The 23,326-nt window shown below is 61.7% G+C and carries 22 protein-coding genes; 3 read left to right on the forward strand and 19 right to left on the reverse strand.

The genetic code is table 11. The features are described from left to right. Nucleotides 1–77: 77 nt before the first annotated feature. From ppdK to rpsP, 9 genes are all read right to left on the reverse strand, one after another. Nucleotides 78–2,834 carry a pyruvate, phosphate dikinase gene (gene ppdK, locus BT122_RS04210; protein ID WP_072354733.1) on the reverse strand — a complete coding sequence of 919 codons (2,757 nt, stop codon included), beginning with the start codon at nt 2,832–2,834 and terminating at the stop codon, nt 78–80. A gap of 224 nt (nt 2,835–3,058) precedes the next feature. Then, nucleotides 3,059–3,463, reverse strand: coding sequence for a kinase/pyrophosphorylase (locus tag BT122_RS04215; protein ID WP_072354734.1), 405 nt, complete (start codon nt 3,461–3,463; stop codon nt 3,059–3,061). Nucleotides 3,464–3,526: 63 nt separating this feature from the next. Continuing rightward, a complete protein-coding gene (glyS, locus tag BT122_RS04220; protein WP_072354735.1) occupies nt 3,527–5,623 on the reverse strand; it encodes a glycine--tRNA ligase subunit beta in 2,097 nt (698 codons plus the stop codon). Continuing rightward, on the reverse strand, nt 5,624–6,535 hold the full coding sequence (locus BT122_RS04225; RefSeq protein ID WP_059054464.1) for a glycine--tRNA ligase subunit alpha: 912 nt from the start codon (nt 6,533–6,535) through the stop codon (nt 5,624–5,626). It lies immediately after the preceding gene. A gap of 38 nt (nt 6,536–6,573) precedes the next feature. Continuing rightward, entirely contained in the window at nt 6,574–7,137 is a 564-nt protein-coding gene (gene lepB / locus BT122_RS04230; RefSeq protein ID WP_072354736.1) for a signal peptidase I, read from the reverse strand. Between the two features lies 1 nt (nt 7,138). Beyond that, the gene (gene trmD, locus BT122_RS04235; protein WP_072354737.1) at nt 7,139–7,918 is read right to left on the reverse strand and encodes a tRNA (guanosine(37)-N1)-methyltransferase TrmD; all 780 of its coding nucleotides are present in this window, start codon (nt 7,916–7,918) and stop codon (nt 7,139–7,141) included. After that, nucleotides 7,915–8,439, reverse strand: a complete 525-nt coding sequence (locus BT122_RS04240) for a ribosome maturation factor RimM (protein WP_072354738.1) — start codon at nt 8,437–8,439, stop codon at nt 7,915–7,917. Before BT122_RS04240 ends, trmD begins: the two co-directional genes overlap by 4 nt. A gap of 6 nt (nt 8,440–8,445) precedes the next feature. Then, nucleotides 8,446–8,733, reverse strand: coding sequence for a KH domain-containing protein (locus BT122_RS04245; protein ID WP_072354739.1), 288 nt, complete (start codon nt 8,731–8,733; stop codon nt 8,446–8,448). A 10-nt stretch (nt 8,734–8,743) separates the two neighbouring features. Then, nucleotides 8,744–9,079: a 30S ribosomal protein S16 gene (gene rpsP / locus BT122_RS04250; protein WP_072354740.1), complete on the reverse strand. Its 336-nt coding sequence runs from the start codon at nt 9,077–9,079 to the stop codon at nt 8,744–8,746. 218 nt (nt 9,080–9,297) lie between these two features. Between rpsP and BT122_RS04255 the strand changes: the two genes are divergently transcribed. From BT122_RS04255 to dinB, 3 genes are read left to right on the forward strand one after another with little or no spacing between them, the layout of a single operon-like run. Next, nucleotides 9,298–9,975, forward strand: coding sequence for a response regulator transcription factor (locus BT122_RS04255; RefSeq protein ID WP_072354741.1), 678 nt, complete (start codon nt 9,298–9,300; stop codon nt 9,973–9,975). 38 nt (nt 9,976–10,013) lie between these two features. After that, entirely contained in the window at nt 10,014–11,243 is a 1,230-nt protein-coding gene (locus BT122_RS04260) for a sensor histidine kinase (protein ID WP_072354742.1), read from the forward strand. A gap of 7 nt (nt 11,244–11,250) precedes the next feature. Continuing rightward, nucleotides 11,251–12,513, forward strand: a complete 1,263-nt coding sequence (gene dinB / locus BT122_RS04265) for a DNA polymerase IV (RefSeq protein ID WP_072354743.1) — start codon at nt 11,251–11,253, stop codon at nt 12,511–12,513. Nucleotides 12,514–12,547: 34 nt separating this feature from the next. Here dinB and BT122_RS04270 read toward each other — a convergent pair whose 3' ends face one another. The 10 genes from BT122_RS04270 to obgE all read right to left on the reverse strand — a co-directional run bounded on the left by BT122_RS04270 (nt 12,548) and on the right by obgE (nt 23,253). Next, entirely contained in the window at nt 12,548–13,543 is a 996-nt protein-coding gene (locus BT122_RS04270) for an ABC transporter permease (RefSeq protein WP_072354744.1), read from the reverse strand. Beyond that, complete coding sequence (locus BT122_RS04275) at nt 13,536–14,624, reverse strand: ABC transporter permease (RefSeq protein ID WP_072354745.1); 1,089 nt, start codon at nt 14,622–14,624, stop codon at nt 13,536–13,538. The genes BT122_RS04270 and BT122_RS04275 overlap by 8 nt, the downstream gene beginning before the upstream one ends. Then, nucleotides 14,621–16,156 (reverse strand): ABC transporter ATP-binding protein, encoded by a 1,536-nt coding sequence (locus tag BT122_RS04280; protein ID WP_218161956.1) that lies wholly within the window; start codon nt 16,154–16,156, stop codon nt 14,621–14,623. Before BT122_RS04280 ends, BT122_RS04275 begins: the two co-directional genes overlap by 4 nt. A gap of 93 nt (nt 16,157–16,249) precedes the next feature. Further along, nucleotides 16,250–17,524 (reverse strand): BMP family ABC transporter substrate-binding protein, encoded by a 1,275-nt coding sequence (locus BT122_RS04285; protein WP_083432301.1) that lies wholly within the window; start codon nt 17,522–17,524, stop codon nt 16,250–16,252. Nucleotides 17,525–17,675: 151 nt separating this feature from the next. Next, nucleotides 17,676–18,044 carry a ribosome silencing factor gene (gene rsfS, locus BT122_RS04290; RefSeq protein WP_059054482.1) on the reverse strand — a complete coding sequence of 123 codons (369 nt, stop codon included), beginning with the start codon at nt 18,042–18,044 and terminating at the stop codon, nt 17,676–17,678. An 8-nt stretch (nt 18,045–18,052) separates the two neighbouring features. After that, a complete protein-coding gene (gene yqeK / locus BT122_RS04295; RefSeq protein WP_286130304.1) occupies nt 18,053–18,706 on the reverse strand; it encodes a bis(5'-nucleosyl)-tetraphosphatase (symmetrical) YqeK in 654 nt (217 codons plus the stop codon). Next, the gene (gene nadD / locus BT122_RS04300) at nt 18,703–19,410 is read right to left on the reverse strand and encodes a nicotinate-nucleotide adenylyltransferase (protein WP_059054484.1); all 708 of its coding nucleotides are present in this window, start codon (nt 19,408–19,410) and stop codon (nt 18,703–18,705) included. The genes yqeK and nadD overlap by 4 nt, the downstream gene beginning before the upstream one ends. Then, a complete protein-coding gene (locus tag BT122_RS04305) occupies nt 19,407–20,666 on the reverse strand; it encodes a glutamate-5-semialdehyde dehydrogenase (RefSeq protein WP_072354747.1) in 1,260 nt (419 codons plus the stop codon). The genes nadD and BT122_RS04305 overlap by 4 nt, the downstream gene beginning before the upstream one ends. 77 nt (nt 20,667–20,743) lie before the next feature. Beyond that, entirely contained in the window at nt 20,744–21,862 is a 1,119-nt protein-coding gene (proB, locus tag BT122_RS04310; protein WP_072354748.1) for a glutamate 5-kinase, read from the reverse strand. Continuing rightward, entirely contained in the window at nt 21,862–23,253 is a 1,392-nt protein-coding gene (gene obgE, locus BT122_RS04315) for a GTPase ObgE (RefSeq protein WP_072354749.1), read from the reverse strand. Before obgE ends, proB begins: the two co-directional genes overlap by 1 nt. Between the last annotated feature and the right edge of the window lie 73 nt (nt 23,254–23,326).

Consider the following 23,326-nt stretch of genomic DNA (forward strand, 5'->3'; position numbering starts at 1 on the left):
GACCGGGTCTAAAAACAGGGGGAGAGGCTCAAAGCCCCTCCCCCCTTGTGAGCTAGACGTGCATCAACGCCAGAATGCTAGGCGACCTTAGCAGGACCGCCGTTGGAGTTGATCTTTGCCTGTGCGGCCGCAAGGCGGGCGATGGGCACGCGGTACGGCGAGCAGGACACGTAGTCGAGACCGAGGTCATAGTAGACCTGGATGGACTCGGGGTCGCCACCGGTCTCGCCGCAGACGCCGCAGACGATGTCCGGGTTGGCCTTGTGGCCACCCTCGACGCCCATCTGAACGAGCTTGGCGACGCCGGGGTCGACGGTCGCGAACGGGTTGCGCTTGACGATCTTCTTGTCGAGGTAGAGCGGCATGAACGCGGACTCGACGTCGTCACGGGAGAACCCGAGGCAAGTCTGGGTGAGGTCGTTGGTGCCGAAGGAGAAGAAGTCGGCGTGCTTGCCAATCTCGTCGGCGGTGATGGCAGCGCGAGGAAGCTCGATCATAGTGCCGATGGGGATCTCGAGCTTGACGCCCGTCTCCTCCTCGACCTCCTTCAGGGTCTTCTCGACGCCGGCGCGGACGAGCTCGATCTCGGACTCGAAGGCAACGAGCGGGATCATGATCTCGGGCTTGGGGTCGAAGCCCTCCTTCTTGAGCTCGGCAGCGGCCCCCGCGATGGCACGGACCTGCATGACGTTGAGCTCGGGGTAGACGATACCCAGGCGGCAGCCACGAAGACCGAGCATGGGGTTGGCCTCCTGGAAGGAGTCGAGCTTGGCAAGCAGGGCGCGCTTCTCGGTGCAGTCCTTGCCGGCGCACTCCTCCTTGGTGATCTCGACCTCAAGGTCGCGCGGGTTGTCGAGGAACTCGTGCAGAGGGGGATCGAGCAGGCGCACGATGACGGTCTTGCCGTCCATGGCCTTGAACATGCCAAGGAAGTCACCCTTCTGGGCCTCTCCCAGCTTCTTGAGGGACTCCTGCTTGACGTCGTCCGACTCGGCGAGGATGAAGTTCTGGATGAGCTGCTTGCGCTCGCCCAGGAACATGTGCTCGGTGCGGTCCAGGCCAATGCCCTCGGCGCCGTTGTCGGCGGAGAGCTGCGCGTCGGCCGGGTTGTCGGCGTTGGCGCGGACGCCAATCACGCGGCCGCGGGCGGGATCCTTGCGGACCTCGTCTGCCCAGTCGAGGATGGTCTCGAGGTCGCCGCCGAGCTGCGGACGAACCAGGGGCACCTCGCCCAGGATGACGTCACCCGTGGTGCCGTCGATGGAGATGATGTCACCCTCGTGGAGGACAACGTCGGTGCCGGCAACCTTGCACTCCTTGTTAGGAGCGTCGATGTGGAGCGCCTCGACGCCGCAGACGCAGGGGGCGCCCATGCCACGAGCGATAACGGCCGCGTGGGACGTCTTGCCGCCGTGAGAGGTGAGGATGCCCTCAGCAGCAACCATGCCCTTGAGGTCGTCGGGCGTGGTCTCCCAACGCACGAGGATGGAGGGCTTGCCGGCCTCCTTGAAGGCCTCGGCGTCAGCGGACGAGAACACCACGGCACCGGTGGCAGCACCGGGGGAGGCGTTCAGGCCCTTGGCAAGGACCTCGTACTTGGCCTTGGGGTCGAACTGCGGGTGCAGGAGCTGGTCGAGCTGCTCGGGGGCAACGCGCATGACGGCGGTCTCCCTGGAGATGCGACCCTCCTCGTACATCTGGATGGCAACCTTGAGCGCGGAGAGAGCGGTGCGCTTGCCCACGCGGGTCTGGAGCATCCAGAGCTTGCCCTCCTGGATGGTGAACTCGAGGTCCATCATGTCAGCGTAGTGGTCCTCGAGGATCTCGAAGACGTGGTAAAGCTCCTTGCCCGCCTCCTCAAGGCCCGGGGTCTTGGGCAGATCGGCGATGGGCTGGGTGTTGCGGATGCCGGCCACGACGTCCTCGCCCTGGGCGTTGACCAGGAAGTCGCCGTAACGCTCGTTGGTGCCGTCGGCGGGGTTGCGCGTGAACGCGACGCCGGTGGCCGAGGTGTCACCCATGTTGCCGAAGACCATGCACTGGACGTTGACGGCGGTGCCCAGGTCATCGGGGATCTTGTTCTGCTTGCGGTAGAGAATGGCGCGCGGGGTGTTCCAGGATCCGAAGACCGCCTGCTCGGCAAGGCGCAGCTGGAGGTACGGATCGTGCGGGAACACGGGCTTGCCATCAACGACGACCTCGGGGTACTTCTCGGGGTCAACGTTGTCGGAGAAGATCTGCTTAAACGTGACGACGAGGTCCTTGAGGTCATCAGCGTCAAGCTCGGTGTCGAGCTTCACGCCGCGCTCTGCCTTCTTGGCGTTGATGGCATCCTCGAAGAGCTGGCCATCGACGCCCATAACGACGTCCGAGAACATCTGGACAAAGCGGCGGTAGGAGTCGTAGCCAAAGCGGGGGTTGCCGGTCTTCTTGATGAGGCCCTGGACGGAGTCATCGTTGAGGCCGAGGTTCAGGACCGTGTCCATCATGCCGGGCATGGAGAAGGGGGCGCCGGAGCGGACGGAGACGAGCAGCGGGTCGTCCTTGTCGCCAAGCTTCTTCCCCATGCGCTTCTCAAGGTCCTTGCGGTAGACGTCGATCTCGTCAAGAACGCCGTCGGGCCAGACGTTACCAGCGGACGAGTAAGCGACGCAGGTCTGGCAGGTGATAGAGAATCCCGGAGGAACGGGAAGGCCGATGTTGGCCATCTCCGCCAGGTTGGCGCCCTTGCCGCCGGTGATCCACTTCGCCTCGTCAACGGTAGCGCCGGCAACTTCGGTCACGTTGTTGCCGTTCTCGTCCTTTCCGAAGCGGTACACGTGCTTCTCAGACATTTCACTCCCCTGTTCGAACAACCTGACACGCCTTGCGGCGCGCACTCACATCACGGTCCCAGGTTCATGGCACCGCAACGCCCAATTCTAGACAGACCTATTTTTGGAAGATGCCAAAATCAAGCGGTAACCGGCAGACGGAAAAATACGCCGGCGAACGTAACAAAATTGGGGCCAGACGTAAGTCTGGCCCCCTGAACGGACAAGGAAATTGAACCTATGAGCTACTCGTTGCTAACCGGATGCTCGGAGTACGTAGCGCCAATGGCATGGCTCGGCTCCTCGCCGGTGAGCGTGGAGATGACCGTGACGGCAGGCCCAAGCAGGTCGATAGAGGGAATGCCCCTCCTGTCAAGCTCACGGCGAATCTCGCGGCGGAGCTGGCCGTTGGCAAACGTGTGGAAAACGGCGCTTGGCCTGTCCGGGTCAAAGTTCTTGTCGAAGTAGTCTCGGACCTGCTCGACGCTCTCAACACCGGACACGCGGATGATCTCGACGGAGCCGTCACCAAACTGAGCGGCAGCAGCCTCCACAACGGCCTTGGCGGTCTCGCCGCGAGCGTCGGAGAGCACGTAGATGGCAGGGACAACGTGGCCGAAGACGTCGTCGTCCAGATCAAGTTTCCTCATAGTCAATCCTCCCAAGTAACGCAATAGTGCGGGGACGTTGCTGCAAGTGTAACCGCTCTTACCCTACTTTCGCTTCGAAAGTACACCAATATCGGCGACGTCACCAAAGACGCCAGCGAAACGGTTAAGAAGTCGCAACCTGTTGTCCCTCACCGAGGGGTCCGGATCCATGACGAGAACATCGGTGAAGAAGCGGTCGATTGGCCCGCGAAGGCCAGCGAGAGCCTCGCAAGCGGCATCAAAGTCACCGGAGGCAAGAGCAGCGGAGACGGCCTTCTCGCCCTCCTCGCAAGCAGCGAGAAGCGCCTTCTCCGCGTCTCCCAACATGCTTGCGTCGACGTCCGTACCAAGCGAGGCATCGGCAAGGTGAGCGGCGCGCGCGTAGGCGGTCGCAAGGTCCTCGAAGAGCTCAGGGCTCTCGGAGCGAGCGCGGTCAAGGGCGGAAGCACGGCGGACGAACTCATCGGGGTCGATGACGCCCACGGAGCCCACGGCCTCGATGGCGTCGGGAGCGATTCCCTCGTCCTTGGCGATGGCCGCAAGGCGACCCTGGAAGAAGGAGGCAACCGAGGAGGCAACGCCCTTGGCATCAAACTCGATGCCCTGCTCGGCGTAGGACGCAAGAGCAAGGTCAATGAGCGGGCGCAGGTGGACGGAGGGAAGCGTACGCAGCATGGCGATCACACCGATTGCCGCACGGCGAACGGCAAACGGGTCGGAGGAGCCAGTGGGCGGCTCGTCAATGGCGAAGATGCCACACACGGTGTCGAGCTTGTCGGCAATGGCCACGCACTTGCCAACCAATCCGGACGGAAGCTCGTCGCCAGCAAAGCGCGGACGGTAGTGCTCGCGGATGGCGTCGCAGACCTCTTGGGGCTCGCCCGCCGCCTTGGCGTAGTAGCCGCCCATGACGCCCTGCTGGTTGGTGAATTCGACCACGGCCTGGCTCACAAGGTCTGCCTTCGCAAGGTGAGCCGCACGCCTGGCAAGTTCGCACGTGCGCTCGTCTGCGCCGGCCGCCTTCGCCACGGCCTCGGCGAGCACCTCCATCCGCGTGACCTTCTGGCGGACGGTGCCAAGCTTCTCCTGAAAGACAACGGTGCCCAGGCGCTCAACGAACTCGTCCATGGGGACCTTCAGGTCCTCCTCGTAGAAGAACTTGGCGTCATCGAGACGGGCACGCACGACGCGCTCGTTGCCATCGACCACAGTTGCGGAGACCTTGGGGTCTGCGTTGGAGACCACAACGAACTCGCGCGTGAGGTTGCCCTCGGCGTCATAGACGGGGAAGTAGCGCTGGTTGGAGAGCATGGACTCGCAGATGATCTCGTGCGGGACCTTGAGGAACTCCTCGTCGAAGGTGCCAACCAGGACCGTGGGCCACTCGCAGAGGTTCACGACCTCGTCAAGCGTGCGCTTGGGGGTGTCCACTCGGCAACCGGGACGCTCTGCCTCGACCTGATGAATGCCCTCAAGGATTGCGGCACGGCGCTCGTCCTCGAGCAGCACGCCGTTCTCGCGCAGCACGTCGGCATAGGCGGCAGGGCTCTCAACCTTGTGGTCGCCAGCGCCAAGCACGCGGTGCCCGCGCGTGGTGCCAGCGCTCGTGACGTCGGCGTAGCTCACGGGCACAACGTCAGACCCGAGAAGGGCGCAAATCCAGCGGATGGGGCGCACGAAGGTCTGGTGCTCGGAGCCCCAGCGCTGGCTCCTGTAGTTGGGCCACTCGATGGAGCCGATGACCTGCTCGGAGAGGGCGGAGAGGATCGGCGTTGCGGGGCGAGCGTCAACGTGCTTCTCGGCAAAGACGTACTCTCGGCCGTCAGAGTCCACGCGGCGCGCAAGCTGGGAGGCATCGACGCCAAACTTGCGGGCAAAGCCCTGGGCCGCCTTGGTGGGGGCACCATCAGCATCGAAGGCGATGCTGGCGGCCGGCCCACGCTTGACCTCGTTGAGCTCCTCGGTGGCGAGGGCCACATCATGGACGTAGGCGACGAGCCTTCTCGGCGACTGATGGGTCTCAACCTTGCCGTGCGCGAGGCCGGCATCGTCCAGCCCCTTGCGCACCAGCTCGCCAAGCTGCACAACCGCATGGTTGAGCGGGGCGGACGGCATCTCCTCGCAGCCAATCTCGAGCAGGAAGTCCCTTGTCTCGGCCATCTAGGCCACCTCCCCCTTCGTGGTTGCGGCATCCTTCTTACCAGCGACCTCGGCGAGGTAGGCCTCGCAGCAGTCCTTGGCGACGGTGCGGACGCGCAGGATGTAGTTGGCACGCTCCGTGGCGGAGATGGCGCCGCGGGAGTCGAGCAGGTTGAACGCGTGGCTGCACTTCATCACGCAGTCATAGGCGGGAAGCGGCAGGTGGGCGTCAAGGCAGGAGTGGCACTCCGCCTCGTACTCGTCGAACTTCTCGCGCATGAGGTCAACGTTGGCGACCTCGAAGTTGTACGCAGAGAACTCGCGCTCGTTCTCGAGGAAAACATCCCCGTAGGTCATGGGGGTGCCGTCTGGCAGGTAGCTCCAGACAATGTCGTAGACCGAGTTCACGCCCTGGGCGTACATGGCAATGCGCTCGAGGCCATAGGTGATCTCGACCGGGACGGGGTCTACCTCGATGCCGCCGACCTGCTGGAAGTAGGTGAACTGCGTGACCTCCATGCCGTCCATCCACACCTCCCAGCCAAGGCCCCAGGCGCCCAGCGTGGGGCTCTCCCAGTCGTCCTCGACGAAGCGGACGTCGTGCTCGGCGGGGTCTAGGCCAATGGCGGCAAGCGAGCCCAGGTAGAGGTCCTGGGAATCCACAGGGGAGGGCTTGAGGAGCACCTGGAACTGGTAGTAGTGCTGCAGGCGGTTGGGGTTCTCGCCATAGCGACCGTCAGCGGGACGGCGGCAGGGCTGCGGATAGCAGGTGCGCCAAGCCGCCGGGCCAAGCGAGCGCAGGAGGGTGGCCGTGTGGAACGTACCCGCACCCACCTCGGAGTCGTACGGCTGCATCACGGTGCAGCCCTTGTCGGCCCAGTAGTGCTCAAGGGCAAGAATCATGTCTTGGAACGTAAGCGGACTTTCGCTCATTTCCGTCCTTCCTCCGGGAGGAGACGCCAACGCGGCCGCTAGAGGGCCTTTACGTCGGAAATCGGCCAATAGATGCAGAGTATCTTCGACGTCACCGAGCTCACCCTCACTGGCCCAAAGTAGCGCGAGTCGAGGGAGTTGGTGCGGTTGTCGCCCATGACCCAAATGTAACCGTCTGGGATGGTGTACGGGTAGCTAATCCCCGCCGAACCAGCCTGGTCCGAGAGCGAGTAGCTGGGTTTGCCCAGGGTGTAGGAGGACTCGTCTAGCTGGACGCCATCCACGTAGACGTTGCCATCACGCAGATCGACGGTCTGGCCAGCAACGGCAATGACGCGCTTCACAAGCGTGGTGCCGGGCTCGCGCGGGCTCTCGAACGTCACGACGTTGCCCGCCTTGGGGGACTCCCAGTTAAGGGTGACCTTCTCACCTAGGAGCAGGTCACCCTCCTGAATGGTCTCGAGCATGGAACCCGAGGGGACCTCATAGACTCCCACCACAAAGGTGCGAAGGAGCAGCGCGACGCCAAGTGCCACGAGGATGGTAACAACGACGTCGAGAATGCCGCCCTTCTTCTCCCTATCCGCCTTGCCCTTGGCCATGCTATTCGCCTCCCGTCGCAGAATGCTCGTTGCCGGCTGACCCACGTTCGCGGCTCTGCCCCATCACCTTGCGCGCAAACTCCCACTCCTCAGGAGAAAGACGTGCCCCGTCAAGCAGATCGGGGCGCCAGAGAGCGGTGCGTTCGATGGCACTTCTCCTACGCCATTCGTTAACCGCTCCGTGGTCTCCGGAGAGAAGTACCTCAGGCACACGCTGTCCATCATAGTCCGCCGGCCGCGTGTACTGCGCGTACTCCAGAAGGCCATCCGAGAAAGACTCGTCGCGCGCACTCATCTCGTCCCCAAGCGCACCGGGAAGGAGACGAACCACGGCATCTATGACGACGAGCGCGGGAAGCTCGCCGCCAGTAAGGACGTAGTCGCCCAGGGAGAGAACGTCGTCTGCAAGATCATAGACGCGCTCGTCCATGCCCTCGTAGCGCCCACAGACAAAGAGCAGGCGCTCCTCGTGCGAAAGACGCTCCGCCACGCCCTCGTCAAAGCGATGACCGCAAGGCGAGAAGAACACCACATGCGGGGCACACGCGCCGCGTGTGGAGATGTCACGGATAGCCTCGAAGATGGGGGCTGGCTTCATGAGCATGCCCTGCCCTCCCCCAAAGGGGGCGTCGTCAACCGTGCGGTGCCGGTCGTGCGTCCAGTCACGAAGGTCGTACGCCTCGAACGAGAAGATGCCCTTCGCCTGGGCACGACCCATAATCGATGCGTCGAGGTAAGACGAAAAGACGCCTGGGAATACCGAGAGCGTCTCGACAATCACTGGTCCCCACCCCCGTCGATAAGCCCAGAGGGCAAGCGTACGGCAATGGGGCCATCATCTGGAACTTCGGTGACCACATCTTCAACGACGGGCAGGAGCACCTCGCCAAACGGGCCCTCGACGACCCAGACGTCATTGGCGGGACCAACCATAACTTCCTCGATTGTGCCGAGATAGCCGAGGCTCTCGTCGCTAACCTCGCGACCAAAGAGCGCCTCAGCGTCGTGGAGCGTCACATCATCAGGCAGGTCCTTCTCGCGGGCAAGAAGGTAGCGGCCGCGAAGACCGTCTGCCTGGTCGATACCCGTTACGCCCGAGAGCGAGACCAGTTGCCCGCGAGCGCCCTCGGTGACATGCGTGACCATGAAGGACCTTGGCCCCTTGAGACGCGGAGGCACCACGAAGACCTCGAGGCCCTCGCGAACAAGAGGGGGAAGGCCGTGAACGGCAACCGTCACGACCTCCCCCGTTCTTCCGTGTGACTTCTCGACACGGGCTATGACTCTGTAGCGATCCCGCAAGGTTGCCTAGCCTACGACCTCGACCTCGACAGAGGTCCCCACGCGCTGCCCAAGGGCGCGCGCGAGAGTGCGAATGGCCTTAATGGTGCGGCCCTTACGGCCAATCACGCGGCCGGCATCGGCCTCGGCGCAGCTGACCTCAATGAGCGAGCCCTCGTCGCTATCGGTAACGTCAAGCGATACGGCACCCTCATCGTCGACAAGACCACAGACGATGTACTCGACAAGGTCTGCCACCTTGTCGGAGGGCATCTCCTGCTCCTCGTCGACCTCGTCGTTAATAGTGTCTTCCATAGAGGAGCCCCTACTCGGCAGCAGCCTCAGCAGCCTCCTCGGCCGCCTTGGCAGCCTTGGCAGCGGCCTTCTTGGAGATCTTGGTCTTCTTCTCGACGACGGGCTGGCCGTTGCGGACAACGTCGATGAGGTGAGAGACGGAGTTGGTGGGCTGAGCACCCTTTGAAATCCAGGCATCGACCTTCTCGAGGTCAATCTCGATGGTCTTGGGGTTGGTCAGGGGGTTGTAACGGCCCACCTGCTCGATGTAACGGCCATCGCGAGGCATGCGGCTGTCAGCGACGACGATGCGATAGTACGGACGCTTCTTGGCACCGTGACGGGCCAGACGAATCTTAACTGCCAATGAAAACTCCTCCATACGAGCGGTGCCCTGGTGTAGTGTCATGGCTGCACCGCATAGCCACATAGCAACTAGACATTCTACGCCCACGCGGGATATGCGCAAGTTGCAGATTTTGTGAACCGTGCTGTTATGCGCTGCATCATCTTTGCGTTTAAGCGGGATTTAAGACTCACAACGTACGATTGTGCTGGGAAGACGCAATTAAAGGAGGAACTCTCATGAACGTTCTCGTTGTCGAAGACGAGCGAAACCTCGCCGACGCCATTGTCCGCATACTCTCCGACGCAGGCTACAACGCCGAGGCCGTCTATGATGGCACGTCCGGCCTCACGAGCGCAAAGAGCGGCCTCTATGATGCCATCGTGCTCGACGTGATGCTTCCTGGCATGAACGGCTACGACGTGGTCCACGAGCTGCGCCACGCCAACATCTCGACCCCCGTGCTCATGCTTACGGCGCTCAACTCCACCGAGGACAAGGTCGAGGGCCTTGACTCTGGCGCTGATGACTACATGACGAAGCCCTTCGAGGCCCAGGAGCTTCTCGCCCGCCTGCGCGCCATCACCCGCCGCAAGGGCGAAGTCATGATCGACGAGATCAAGTTTGCCGACCTGACCCTCGACCTCACCACGCACGACCTCTCGTGCGGCGAGAAGAAGATTCACCTCTCCGGCAAGGAGTTCGAGCTCATGCGCATGCTCATGAGTGCATCCTCACGCGTGATCTCTAAGCAGGACCTTCTCACGAGAGTCTGGGGCGCCGACGCCGAGGCCTCCGAGAACTCGGTGGAAGCGTACATCTCGTTCCTGCGCAAGAAGCTCGCACATGTTGGGTCCAAGGTACAAATCACCACGCTCAGGATGCTCGGCTACAGGCTGGAGCTTTTCGAGGACTAGCGGGCACCCGCTGGATCTTGTTGGGGGAGGTGCCCCGGATGCTGCAGAAGCTTCGCAGAGAGTTCGTCGTCATCACCATGGCTCTTGTTGGACTGGTGCTTGTGGTTGCTCTTGGATCTACGCTGGTGAGCAGCTACATGAACCAGTCCAGCATCGTGTATTCGGCCTTGACCCATGGGCTCAAGGAGGACATCGACTTCACGCCGCGCTTTGGTGACCAAGGCGATGGGGATGAGCCCCATGGGCCAAACTGGCTCACGCTCTCTGCGGACGTCTCAACAGACGGAACCATAATTGCGAAGAGCTCCTACTACATCGATCCCGACGTCCTCACGCAGATAATCGCCGAGGTGCTCTCATCGAGCGAAGACTCGGGCCACGATGCGAACTTGCACCTCTCTTGGATGCGAGCCCAAAACGAGACCGGCTGGCGCATCTCGATCGTTGACACGCAATCCGTTGACTCCTCGCTTGCCCGACAGACCATGACGGACGTCGTGATTGTTCTGATGGCCATGGCCGTACTGTTTGCAATTGTCTGGGTGATATCCGCCTGGATCATGAAGCCCATACAGAAGTCTTGGGACTCACAGCGCCGTTTTGTCTCTGATGCATCTCACGAGCTCAAGACGCCTTTGGCGGTTATCCTTGCAAACACCCAGATACTCCTCGAAGACCCAAACGTCCCCCCAGACACTCGTACGTGGGTCGAAAGCACCAACGACGAGGCAAGCCACATGAAGGCGCTTGTCGAGGACCTGCTCACGCTTGCACGAACAGACGAGGCGCAGGCAGACGGAGCCAAGCGGGTTCTTGCCCTCGAGGACATCGACTTCTCGGAGCTTGTTGACGAATGCGCCATCGAGTTTGATGGCGTGGCCTTTGAGCGGGGGTGCTCGATTGAGAGCAAAATCGAACCCAACATACGCCTGCAGGCAGACCGCACGCAGATGGCGCGGGCGGTACGCACCCTTATCGACAACGCAACCAAATACGCAACCAAGGGCACTGCCGTTGACGTGCGTCTCAAGAAGACCGACAAGCACGTGGTGCTTACGGTGCATAATGCCAGCGCTCCCATGGACCCCGAGGACCTCGAGCACATCTTCGACCGCTTCTACCGCTCTGACAAGGCACGCAGCCGCGAGGAGACCGGCGGGTTTGGGCTAGGGCTTGCCATCTGCAAGGGGATCATAGACGCCCACGGTGGCACCATTGTGGCCACAAGCACCGCCGAGGAGGGCACCACCTTCACCGTCACCCTATAATCGGGCCATGGCAAAGAGCACACATGACATCCTCGAGTGGGACGGGCCGGCAATTGGCCTGCTTGACCTTGATGCCTTCTTCGCATCGGTCGAGCAGCTCGATCATCCCGAATGGCGCGGAAAGCCCGTGATTGTAGGCGGCTCTGCCGACCACCGCGGCGTTGTCTCAACCGCATCGTACGAGGCAAGGCGCTATGGCGTGCACTCGGCAATGCCTTCTGCCCAGGCAAGGAGGCTCTGCCCCAACGCCATCTGGACCCATGGCAACTTCACCCGCTACCGCGAGGTAAGCGCCGCAGTCATGGACATCCTCTCCGCCGAGACGCCGCTTGTGGAGCAGGTCTCCATCGACGAGGCCTTCTTCGACGTGACTCCCGGGCGCTTCTCGCGCGAGAACCCCATCGAGATATGCCGCCGCGTTCAGGAGCGCGTTGCCACCCTTGGGGTGAGCTGCTCCATTGGCCTGGGCGTGAACAAGACCGTTGCCAAAATTGCCTCCGAGAGGGACAAGCCACGCGGGCTCACCGTGGTATTCCCTGGAACAGAAGGTACGTTTCTGGCTCCCCTACCCACTGACGCTATGAGTGGCGTTGGCCCAGCAACAGAGAGGCGCCTTGCCGCCATGGGGATTCACACGCTTGGAGACCTGGCGCGGGCGGACGCCCAAGAGCTGCGTACGTCCCTTGGAGTGATGGGCCCCCGGCTTGTGGAGCGCGCAGCTGGCCTCGAGAGGAGCCGCGTGGCCGAGCGCGCCGTACCAGATGAGGTCAAGTCCGTCTCGAACGAGCGGACCTTCGACCACGACCTTACAACCAGTGACGAGGTTCGCGCAGCGGTGCTTCACATAGCCGCAATGACGGGGAGAAGACTGCGCCGCAAAGGCCTTGCGGGGAGCACCGTCACCCTCAAGCTCCGCTACGCAGACCTCCACGCACGCACTGCCCAGCGACAGCTCACCTCGCCCACCAACGACGAGCATGTCTTTGGTCCCGTTGCTGTGGACCTCCTAGGAGGACTCTGGCACGAGGGAACGCCGGTACGCCTTGTGGGCGTGGGAATCTCCGATTTCTCGGACGGCCAAGGCCAGCAGTTGGGGCTCTTCGACGAGACGGCCAACGAGGAAGGCACCCACCGTGACCAGGCAGCCCTCTCGAAGCTCACCGACGCCCTGCGTGACCGCTTCGGCGACGACGTGGTGAGCTATGGGCGAGACCTGCGCTTTCGCGACCACACCACGGGCACCGCGCCCATGGGCAAGAACGACGGATGAGACAAAGGGAAACTCCCTTTGTCTCATCCAAGCGCTAGCGATCTTCTCGGAAGTACGGCAATCCAAGACTTTCCGGAGGTTGGTTCTCTCGCTTGTTGCGCATGCTCGTAATGACGAGCACAACTATGGTAACCACATAGGGGAGCATCTTGTAGAGTTCCTTTACGGCTAGGTCTGTACCCGTGGGGATGAAGAGGTACAGGATGTACAGGCCACCGAAGAGGATCGAGGCGAAGATGCTCACGTTGGGACGCCAGATGGTGAAAATGACCAACGCAATGGCAAGCCACCCGCGATCGCCAAAGGCGTCGTTTGACCATACGCCGTTTGCGTAATCCATCACGTAGTAGAGGCCGCCAAGTCCCGCGATCATGCATCCGATGCAGGTGGCCATGAACTTGTAGCGCGTGATGTCAATGCCTGCGGCGTCGGCGGTAGCAGGATCCTCGCCTACCGCGCGCAGCTGAAGGCCAATGCGAGTCTTCGTGAGCACGTGTGACGAGACCAGCGCAATCACAATCGCCACGTAGGCAAGAAAGCCAAACGAGAGGAACATGCTCCCAAAGTCGCCCAAGGACTCTGCAAAGGGGAGCGTTGTCCTAAACAGGCCAGACGTGGTCGACAACGAGATGGAGGGAACGTCCGAACCCGCAAGCTTGATGAGCGAGCCGCCAAAGAAGTTGCCAAAGCCAACACCAAATGTTGTCATGGCGAGGCCGGTGACGTTCTGGTTGGCGCGCAGCGTGACCGTGAGGAAGCAGTACAGAAGCCCCATCAAAAGCGAGCCGAGCAGGCAGCAAAGCAAGGGAATCAGGATACCGAGAGCGGCGTTCATCTGTGTGGGATCATCAAAGCTCTGCTCATAGAGGAAGGACCCAATGACGCCGCAGATACCTCCCACGTACATGACGCCAGGAATGCCGAGGTTGAGGTTTCCCGACTTCTCGGTAATGATTTCGCCCGTGCTGCCATAGAGAAGCGGAATGCTCTGGGCTATGGCTCGGGGAATGAACGAGACCAAATCAAACATGTGCCTTCTCAACCTCCTCCGTCTTCTTGGTGAAGTTGATCTTGTAGGTAATGAAGAACTCGCTGCCAATGATGAAGAACAGGATGATTCCGGTGAGGATGTCGGCAAAGCTCTGGTTTAGCCCATAGGCGGTGGAAATCTCGCTGGCACCACGCTCCATAAAGACCAGCAGGAACGAGCTGCCAATCATAGAGAACGGGTTGAACTTGGCGAGCCATGCCACCATGACGCCCGTGAAGCCGCGGCCGTTAGCAATGGTGGTGGTGAGAGTATGGTCGGTGCCTCCCACCAGCAGAAGCCCTGCGAACCCACAGATGGCACCCGAAACTATGAGCGTGCGGATGATGACTTTGGGAACGTCGATGCCAACGTAGCGAGCCGTGTTGGTTGACTCCCCCACAACTGATATCTCATATCCGTGCTTGGTGTACTTGAGGTAGACGTACATCAAAACGGTAATGATGGCCACAAGGATGATGTTGAGCAGGTACTTGTAGTTGCCAATCTGCGGGAGCCAGCCAGCCTCGGTGGACTGGTTGATGATGCCGATCTTGCCCGAACCCTTTGGCACCTCCCACACGATGATGAAGTAGGCAACTAGCTGCGTTGCCACATAGTTCATCATGAGCGTGAACAGCGTCTCGTTTGTGTTCCACTTGGCCTTGAAGAGCGCGGGGATAAGCGCCCAAACCGCGCCTGCGGCTATCGAAGACACAACCATGCACGCTATGAGCAGAGGGTTGGGAATCTTGTCTCCAAGGAGAATCATGCAGGCGGCCGTGGCAAGACCACCAACCAGAACCTGGCCCTCGCCTCCCAGGTTCCAGAACTTCATCTTGAACGCCGGCGTGAGCGCAAGCGAGACGCACAGCAGGATGGCAATCTCCTGCAGAAGGATCCAGATCTTGCGCGCAGAGCCAAAGGCACCGTTGAAGAAGGTCGCGTAGACGTCGATGGGGTTGAGTCCAGTAAGAATAGTCGTGATGACGCCGCACACAACCAATGAGAGCACTATCGAGAGCCCCCGAATGGTCATCGACTGCGACAGAGGCATCTCCTTGCGCTTGGTGATATGTATCATGCCGCCTCACCCCCCTTGAGCTTGGTCATCATGAGACCAACCTCGTTCTTTGAGGTGGAACGCGCGTCGACGATGCCGCTTAACTTGCCGCCACACAAGACCAGGATCTTGTCGCACAGCTCGAGAAGAACATCGAGGTCCTCGCCTACGTACACCACAGCCACACCAGACTGCTTCTGCTTGTTGATGAGGTCATAGATGAGATAGGAGGAGTTGACGTCAAGGCCGCGCACGGCGTAGGCGCAAAGCAGCACGCTCGGTGACGAGGAGATCTCGCGTCCCACCAGGACCTTCTGAACGTTTCCACCTGAAAGGCGCCGTACGGGGGTGTCAACGCCCGGGGTGTCTACCTCAAGCTCGTCAACGACCTTCTCGGCAAGCTCCTTTGGCGCCTTGCGCTGGGTAAAGATGGAGCCGCCATCACGGAACGACCGCAGCAGCATGTTGTCGGTAATGCTCATGCTGCCTACGAGCCCCATGCCCAGGCGGTCCTCTGGCACAAACGAGAGCGCCACGCCCATGGAGGCAATCTGATAGGGATCCTTGCCCGTAAGCTCTTGGACCTGTCCGTCATCGCCAACGTACCCTATGGTGCCAGACTCGACGCCTTGAAGGCCTGCGATAGCCTCGAGGAGCTCCTTCTGGCCGCTGTTCGAGACGCCCGCGATGCCCAGCACCTCTCCGCCAAATGCCGAGAAGGACACGTCATCGAGCTTGAGCACTCCCTCGTCGTCCCTCACCGTGAGGCCCTTGACGCGGATGCGCTCGGTGGGATTGACGGGCTTGGGGCGCTCGATGTTGAGCGTCACCTGGTGACCGACCATCATGTTGGTCATCTGCTGCGTGGTGGACTGGGCAGTGACCATCTCGCCCACGTTCTCACCCTTGCGCAGCACCACAACGCGGTCGCTGATCTCCTCCACCTCGTGAAGCTTGTGTGTGATGATGACAATTGCCTTGCCGTCGTTCCGCATGTTGCGGAGAACGACAAAGAGCTTCTCGGTCTCCTGGGGGGTGAGCACAGCGGTTGGCTCGTCGAGAATGAGGATGTCGGCGCCACGGTAGATGAGCTTGACGATCTCGACCGTCTGTTTCTGAGACACGCTCATCTCGTAGACCTTCTGATCTGGGTCAACGTCGAAACCGTACGCATCGCAGATGCCTTTGATCTTCTCGGCCGCAGCCTTAAGGTCGAGCCCCTTGCCCTCGTCGAGACCAAGCACGATGTTCTCGGTAGCCGAGAACACATTCACGAGCCTGAAGTGCTGATGGACCATGCCGATGCCATGCTCGTAGGCATCCTTGGGCGAGGCAATCGTCACGGGGCTGCCCTGTATCTCAATCTGGCCATCATCTGGAAAATAGATGCCAGAGAGCATGTTCATGAGCGTTGTCTTACCGCTGCCATTCTCGCCAAGCAGAGCTAGGATCTCTCCGCCATAGATGTCAAGGTCAACATCGCTGTTGGCCTTGACCTGCCCGAACGACTTGCTGATGTGTCTCATCCGCACGGCTGGTTGTCTATCTGCCACGGGATTTCCCATCACTCGAAGGAATGGAATAGCTAAACCAGAGAAAGACGGCCTCCGAGGCTTCGGAGGCCGTCCACACGTGACCGCGACCGATTAGAACGCGGTATCCAGAAGCTCGATGCCGTCGATCTGAACGTCGAAATACGGTGCCGAACGGTACTCGGACTCGTGGAAGTAGCCGTCAGAGACAACCTCGGTGTCGGGGGTGTAGTCGGGATCGGTGTCAACATCCGCCTTATAGGAGTCGAGCTTGGCACCCTGAACGGTAAAGGTGGAGGTGTCAAAGACGTGGAGGCTCCCAGCCTCAAGCTCCTTGGTGACCTCATCGAGCTTGTCCTGAGTGCCCTTGGCGGCAACGGAGGTGTTGAGGTCCGCAAGCTCAACCGAGCCGGTGGAAAGGGTGCCCGTCCAATCGGTGTCGATGGCAGAGCCGTCCATCACGGCCTGGATTGCATACTTGTAGTACGGGACCCAGTTGATACGGGACGAGATGATGTAGGTGTTGGGGCAGGCGTCCTGGGTGCTGCCGTTGTATGAGACGTCGGGCACGCCCGCATTCTCGCAGGCCGTAGGGGCACCCATGGAGTCAGCGTGCTGGGAGATGAGAACACAACCGTCGTTCATGAGCTTGGTTGCGCCCTCCTTCTCTGCCGTCTCGTCGTACCAGGAGCCCGTGAAGGTGACCTCCATGGTGACGGAGGGGCAGACGGACTTGGCACCAAGGTAGAACGAGGTGTAGCCCGAGATGACCTCGGCGTACGTGTAGGCGCCAACGTAGCCCATCTTCGCCTGGTCGGCTGTGATCTTGCCGGAGTCGATCATCTCGTTGAGCTTCATGCCGGCGGCAACGCCAGCAAGGTAGCGCCCCTCGTAGATGGACGCGAAGGCGTTGTGGTAGTTGTCCAGGCCTTCGGTGTGGGCCTTGGTGCCGGTGGAGTGACAGAACTGGATGTCCGGGAACTCCTTGGCGGCCTGGATCATGTAGTCCTCGTGGCCAAAGGAGTCGGCAAAGATGATGTTGCAGCCGGCGTCCGCAAGCTCGGCCGCGGCGTTGTAGCACTCCTGACCTTCGGGGACGTTGGTCTTGATCATGTAGGTATCCTCGCTGATACCCAGCTCCTTGCATGCCTCCTTGGCGGCGTTGATGAAGTTGAGGTCATACGTGGAGTTTTCATCGTGCAGCGTGATGAAGCCCGGCTTGATGGAGGCGGAATCAGAAGAAGAGCCAGAGTCCGTGCTCGTGCTGGCACCGGAGCTAGCATTGTTCCCGCCGCTTGCGCAGCCGGCAAGGGCCAACGCTATGGCGCTGCCACCCCCAAGCTTGAAAAACTGACGACGGCTGAAGGTGTGCTCGGAAATGCTCTTCATGATACCCATCCCTTCAAGTTAAAACCGCGCTCCGTGCCAATCACCGCGCTTGCGGTTTCTCGAATAATAGCACGGACGTTCAAACAAGAAGGGGTGACGCCGGCATCGAACACACAGCGGACCCAAGCGTTAACGTTAAGGAAATGATGGGCTATGCAGGGTTATCCTCAAGGCCCATGTCGACTTCCGGGGCATCACCCCAGAGCTTCTCAAGGCGGTAGAAATCGCGCGTCTCGGGCTTGAAGACGTGCACCACAACGCTGCCAAAGTCGATGAGCACCCAGTTCCTGCCCTCGCGTCCCTCGGTCGAGAGAGCGGTGACGCCGCAGTTGGTGCGAACCTTCTCGCGCACCTCGTCAACGATGGCGTCGGTCTGAGGGTTGCTGGTTGCCGAGCAAATAACGAAGTAGTCGCAGACGTCAGTCTTGGCCGTGAGGTCGAGAACGACGATGTCCTGGGCCTTCTTGGAGTCTGCCGCCATACTGGCTACTCGAGCGATCTCATACGGTGTGATTGCCATGTTCTCCCCTATCGTGCTGCGGAGTCCTTGCGCGCCGCAGCCAGCTTGTTGTATGTATCGATGGTACCCGGCCAGAGGTACCTGGAGCCTTTGAGCACGTAGATAATGCCGCCGACAAAAGATTCCCAGAACAGGTCGGGAAGCGTGGCCTCCCCCACAAGCGAGCGCGACTCCTCGATGCCAGGCGTCTTAGGTCGCAGCGGCTCTATGCCATCGGCCACAAAGAGCACCATGTCGAGAGGGCTCATCTGGGAAGCGGCCGTGGTGTGAACCTCAACGGCATGCCACACCTCAGGGGGAACCTCGGGGTAGCGCGACGGGAGCTCGCGCGCGGCCACGATTCCGTGGAGCAAGGGTGCGACTAGCTCGAGGTCAACGCCCATGTCAATCTCAAGCTCGCGTGCACGCGCAATGATCTTCTCGCCGCTGAGGGCTTTCTCCCAGTCGTGAAGGATTCCCGCCAAGCGCGCCTCAAACGGGTCCACCCCGTAGAGGAGGGCAAGTCCCTCTGCACAGGACGCTACCGAGAGCGAGTGAGCGAGCCGGTGCTGCTTCTGGGCAAGCTGCATCCGGAGGTCCGCCTCCAGCCGCGCGATGAGCGCGCGCTGCTCGATGCTGTAGTCCGGCTCGTCGTGGCAAATGACGCCCTTGTAACCCGTCACGCGACCACCTCGGAGGTGTGTCCATATCGGTTGGTCGAGGTGCCGTAGAGGCCGTGCTTGTGGAGGTATCCCGTAACCGGGTCGGGCGTGAGATAGCGCAGGCTTTGTCCCGCCTTTATGCGCTCCCTGAGGTGGCTCGATGATATGGCCAGCGCTGGCACCGAGAGATACGTGACGTCAAAGGCGAGCCCGGAAGCATCAATGGCATCCCATGCGCGGTCCAAGTCGTAGCCCGGTCGCGTCGCCGCAACCAAATGGGCAAGGCGCGCGATGTCTTGGGCGTCGCGCCACTTGACGATCTCGGTTATGGCATCGGCCCCCGTGATGAAGTAGAACTCGACGTTTTCCGGATACAGCTCCCTCAGAAGGCGGAGGGTGTCTGCCGTATAGGTAACGCCCTCCCTATCTACCTCGAAGCGAGAGGCAACAAAATGCGGGTTGTCCGCCGTGGCCAAAAGCGTCATGGCATAGCGGTCTTCGCCAGAGCTTACATTGCGGTCCTGCTTAAAGGCAGGGCGCCCCGCAGGCATGAAAACCACGAGGTCTAGGTCAAGGTCGTCGAAGGCCTGCTCGGCGGCAACAAGGTGACCGTTGTGGATTGGGTCGAAGGTACCGCCCATGATGCCCAAACGGTAGGTCCGGCTGTCATCGGTGCCAAGCACCGGCAGGTCGCGCTCCCTGAGGGCGCCCACATCCACGCTCATCGTACCTGACCATCCCCCCGCACAACATACTTGGTGGTGGTGAGGGCGGAGGCGCCCATGGGACCACGCGCATGCAGCTTCTGCGTGGAGATGCCAATCTCGCCGCCCAGGCCAAAGACGCCGCCATCAGTGAAGCGGGTCGACGCGTTGGCGTAGACCACAGCAGCGTCAACACCGGCGAGAAATGCCTCGCACGCCGCGTAAGAGTCGCTCACAATAGCCTCAGAGTGGCCAGTGCCATAACGGTTGACGTGCTCGATTGCCTGGGCCACGTCCTCGACGCACTTCACGCTCATCTTGAGGTCCAAATACTCCCTGCCCCAGTCGTCCTCGGTTGCCGCCCCCATGGGTACCTGCACTCCGGCGGCAACCTTGCGCGCAAGCTCGTCTCCCACAAGCTCCACGCCATGCGCGTGAAGGGCTACAAGCACGGGCGGAAGGAGCTTCTCGGCAGCGCAAGAATCAACGAGAAGCGACTCAGCGGCGTTGCAGACGCCGGGCCTCGAGCACTTGGCGTTGACAACAATGTTCACGGCCTTCTCGGCGTTGGCATCGCGGTGCAGGTAGATGTGGCAGTTGCCAGTACCGGTCTCGATAACGGGAACCGTAGCGTTCTCAACGCAGTAGCGGATGAGCGAGGCACCGCCGCGCGGGATGAGCACATCAATGAGGCCGGTCGCGTGCACAAGCTCAGAGGTCTGGGTATGCTCGGCATCGTCGTCCACATACTGAACGGCATCCGCAGGAAGGTCAGTCTCGACAAGCGCGTCCCTGCAGCAGGCGGCAAGTGCCATGCATGACTCACGTGCCGCTGAGCCGCCCTTGAGAACGCAGGCATTGCCCGACCGTACGCAGAGGCCAAAGGCATCGGCCGTGACATTGGGCCTTGCCTCGTAGATCATCGCAACAACGCCCATGGGTACCGAGATGCGCTCAACACGCACGCCGGAGTCAAGGGTGCGGCCCCAGCTCACACGGCCAAGGGGATCTTCCTGTCGAGAGATCTCCTCAAGCGAGGACGCAATGCCATCCAGCCGCTTGGCGTCGAGCATGAGCCTGTCGAGAAGGGGGCCAGGCATGCCGGCCTTGCGCGAACGCTCCATGTCGCGGCCGTTGGCAGCCACGATGGCGTCAGTCCGCTCGCGGATGAGCCGCGCGGCGGCCCGTATAGCAGCAGACCTCTTGGCTGCCGCGGCCTGCCCTAGCGCATGCGATGCCGCACGAGCGAGCCCCGCCTTGGTACGTGCCTCAGACATTGGAAGCCCCCTTCGAAGACCAGTCAAGTACGCCTATCCTAGCAGCCCACGGTTAGTTTGTGACAACCCGTAACCAGCTACAAGACCAACAACTCATCACGGTGTATGGCGGGCTGTGCCGCATCCTCGCCCAGGAAGCGGGCGATTACGTCCAGCTTAAGACCACGCACACGTGACATGTCCTCCGAGGAGTAGCGAACTGCCCCCCTTCCCAAGAGCGTTCCGGAAAGGTCACGGACATCTACCACGTCTCCGGATGCATAGGTGCCACGGGTCTCGACCACGCCAACGGGAAGCACCGAAGCGCCACGCTCCGTGACGGCACGTGCCGCACCGTCATCTACAACGAGCGTTCCGCGAACAACTTCAGCAAGGCCAATCCAGAGTTTGCGCCCCAGCTCGTGCGGGGTATCCTTTGCGCTTGCCTCGAAGCGCGTGCCAACGCTCACGCCATGGGCAGCGTCCACGAGCACGCGTTCGCGCCGTCCCCGGCAGATAACCGTGGGAATGCCTGCGGCGAGCATGGCGCGGGCAGCCCGCACCTTCGATGCCATGCCGCCCGTACCGTAGCTGGTACCCGCTCCTCCCGCCATGGAAGAGACCCTTCCGTCTACCTCGCTCACGCGATCGATGAGCTTGGCGGTGGGGTCTGTCTGCGGGTTTGCCGTGTAGAGCCCATCCACGTCCGAGAGAATCACATAGAGGTCTGCCGAGACAAGCCCCGCCACAATGGCACCGAGCATGTCGTTGTCGCCAAAGGCGAACTCCGCAACCGAGACGGTGTCGTTCTCGTTGACCACCGGCATGGCACCAAGCTCGATGAGGCGCATCAGAGTGTTGCGCGCGTTGAGGTACGCCTCGCGGTCGACGACATCGCGGCGCGTGAGCAGGACCTGCCCGCAGGGGATGCCGCGCTCGGCAAGGACGTCAGCGTACGCCTCGGTGAGCTTTGCCTGGCCTGCGGCTGCACACGCCTGGAGCGTCATGATGTCCGAGGGGCGCTCGGCAAGCCCAAGCTCGTCGCGCCCAGCGGCGGCGGCACCAGACGAGACGAGAACAACGTGCGTGCCCTCGTGCGCAAGCTCGACCACCTGGTCGCAGAGCGAGCGGATGAAGGCGCGGTCAAGCGCGCCGTTCTCGTCCACAAGCGTGGAGGACCCCACCTTGGCAACGACGAGCAAAGGTGCCTTCGCCATTACTCCTCGCCCCCGTCGTCACGCACGTCCGGCTCGTCCTCAGCAAGCTCAGCGTAATCATCCTCCGAAGGCTCGCCCTCGTAGGTAAAGGCAAGCTCGAGGATGCGCACCTCGTCTCCGGGAACACAGCCGGCCTTCTCAAGGCGGTCGTCCAGGCCCGCGCGGTCAAAGCGGTGCTGCAGGTACGCCACAGCCTCGTCGTTGTCCCAGTCGGTCTGGATGACCATTCGCTCGATTGCCGCGCCGCTCACGCGCCACACGTGCGCGCCCTCCCGCTTGATCGACATCGTGCGGTCGCGCTGCTGGCGGCGACGCTCCCACTGGGCGGATGCCTCGTCCGCCTCGCCCGTCGGCGCAGGCGCCTCGGCGCGGAGCTTGGCCACGGCATCTGCCGTGTCGCTCACCAGGGCGTCGATGCCCTCGCCCGTAACTGCCGAGATGGCGTGGAACGTGTGTCCGTCTGCCTCTGCGACCTCGCGGAGCGCCTTGACGGCATCCTCGGTACCGGGCATGTCGCACTTGTTGGCAACCACAATCTGGGGCCGCTCGGCAAGCTCGGAAGCATAGGCCGCAAGCTCTGCGTTGATGGTGTGATAGTCCTCGACGGCATCTCTGCCCTCGAAGCCACCTGTTACGTCAACCACATGCAGGATGAGTGCCGTGCGCTCGATGTGGCGCAGGAACTCGTGGCCCAGGCCTTTGCCCTCGGAGGCGCCCTCGATGAGTCCAGGGACGTCGGCGCAGACAAAGGAGCGACTGTCACGAGCGCGAGCCACGCCCAGGTTGGGGACGAGCGTGGTGAAGGGATACTCGGCGATCTTGGGGCGTGCTGCCGAGATTCGCGCGATGATGGAGCTCTTCCCCACCGACGGCATGCCCACGAGAGCGGCGTCGGCCATAAGCTTCATCTCGAGCTCAATCCAGTGCTCCTGGGCCGGCTCGCCCTTCTCGGCAAATGCGGGCGCGCGGCGCACGGAGGTCACAAAGTGCGTATTCCCAAGGCCGCCCATGCCTCCAGGGGCCACAACCACGCGCTCGCCGGGGCGGGTGAGGTCGGCAATCTGGTAGACGGGCTTTTGCGTTGCCGGGTCTAGCTCGCGCACCACGGTTCCCAACGGAACGCGAAGCACGAGGTCCGCGCCGTCCTTGCCGTGCATACGCTTTCCCTGGCCGTGGGTGCCGCGCTCGGCCTTGAAGTGGTGCTTGTAGCGGTAGTCGATAAGGGATGAGAGCTGCGGGTCTGCCTCAACAATAACGTCGCCGCCATGCCCGCCGTCGCCACCGTCCGGGCCTCCCTTGGGGACGTAGGCCTCGCGGCGGAACGACATGCATCCCGCGCCGCCGTCGCCACCCTTGACGTTGATATGAGACAGGTCTGTGAATGTGACCATGGTTTCCTCCTTGGTTGCCCCTGATGGTACGGCAACTCACAGGGGACGTGCGCATGGCGCGATATGAAACGGG

The organism is Olsenella sp. kh2p3 (genome assembly GCA_900119625.1).
Taxonomy (GTDB): Bacteria; Actinomycetota; Coriobacteriia; order Coriobacteriales; family Atopobiaceae; genus Tractidigestivibacter.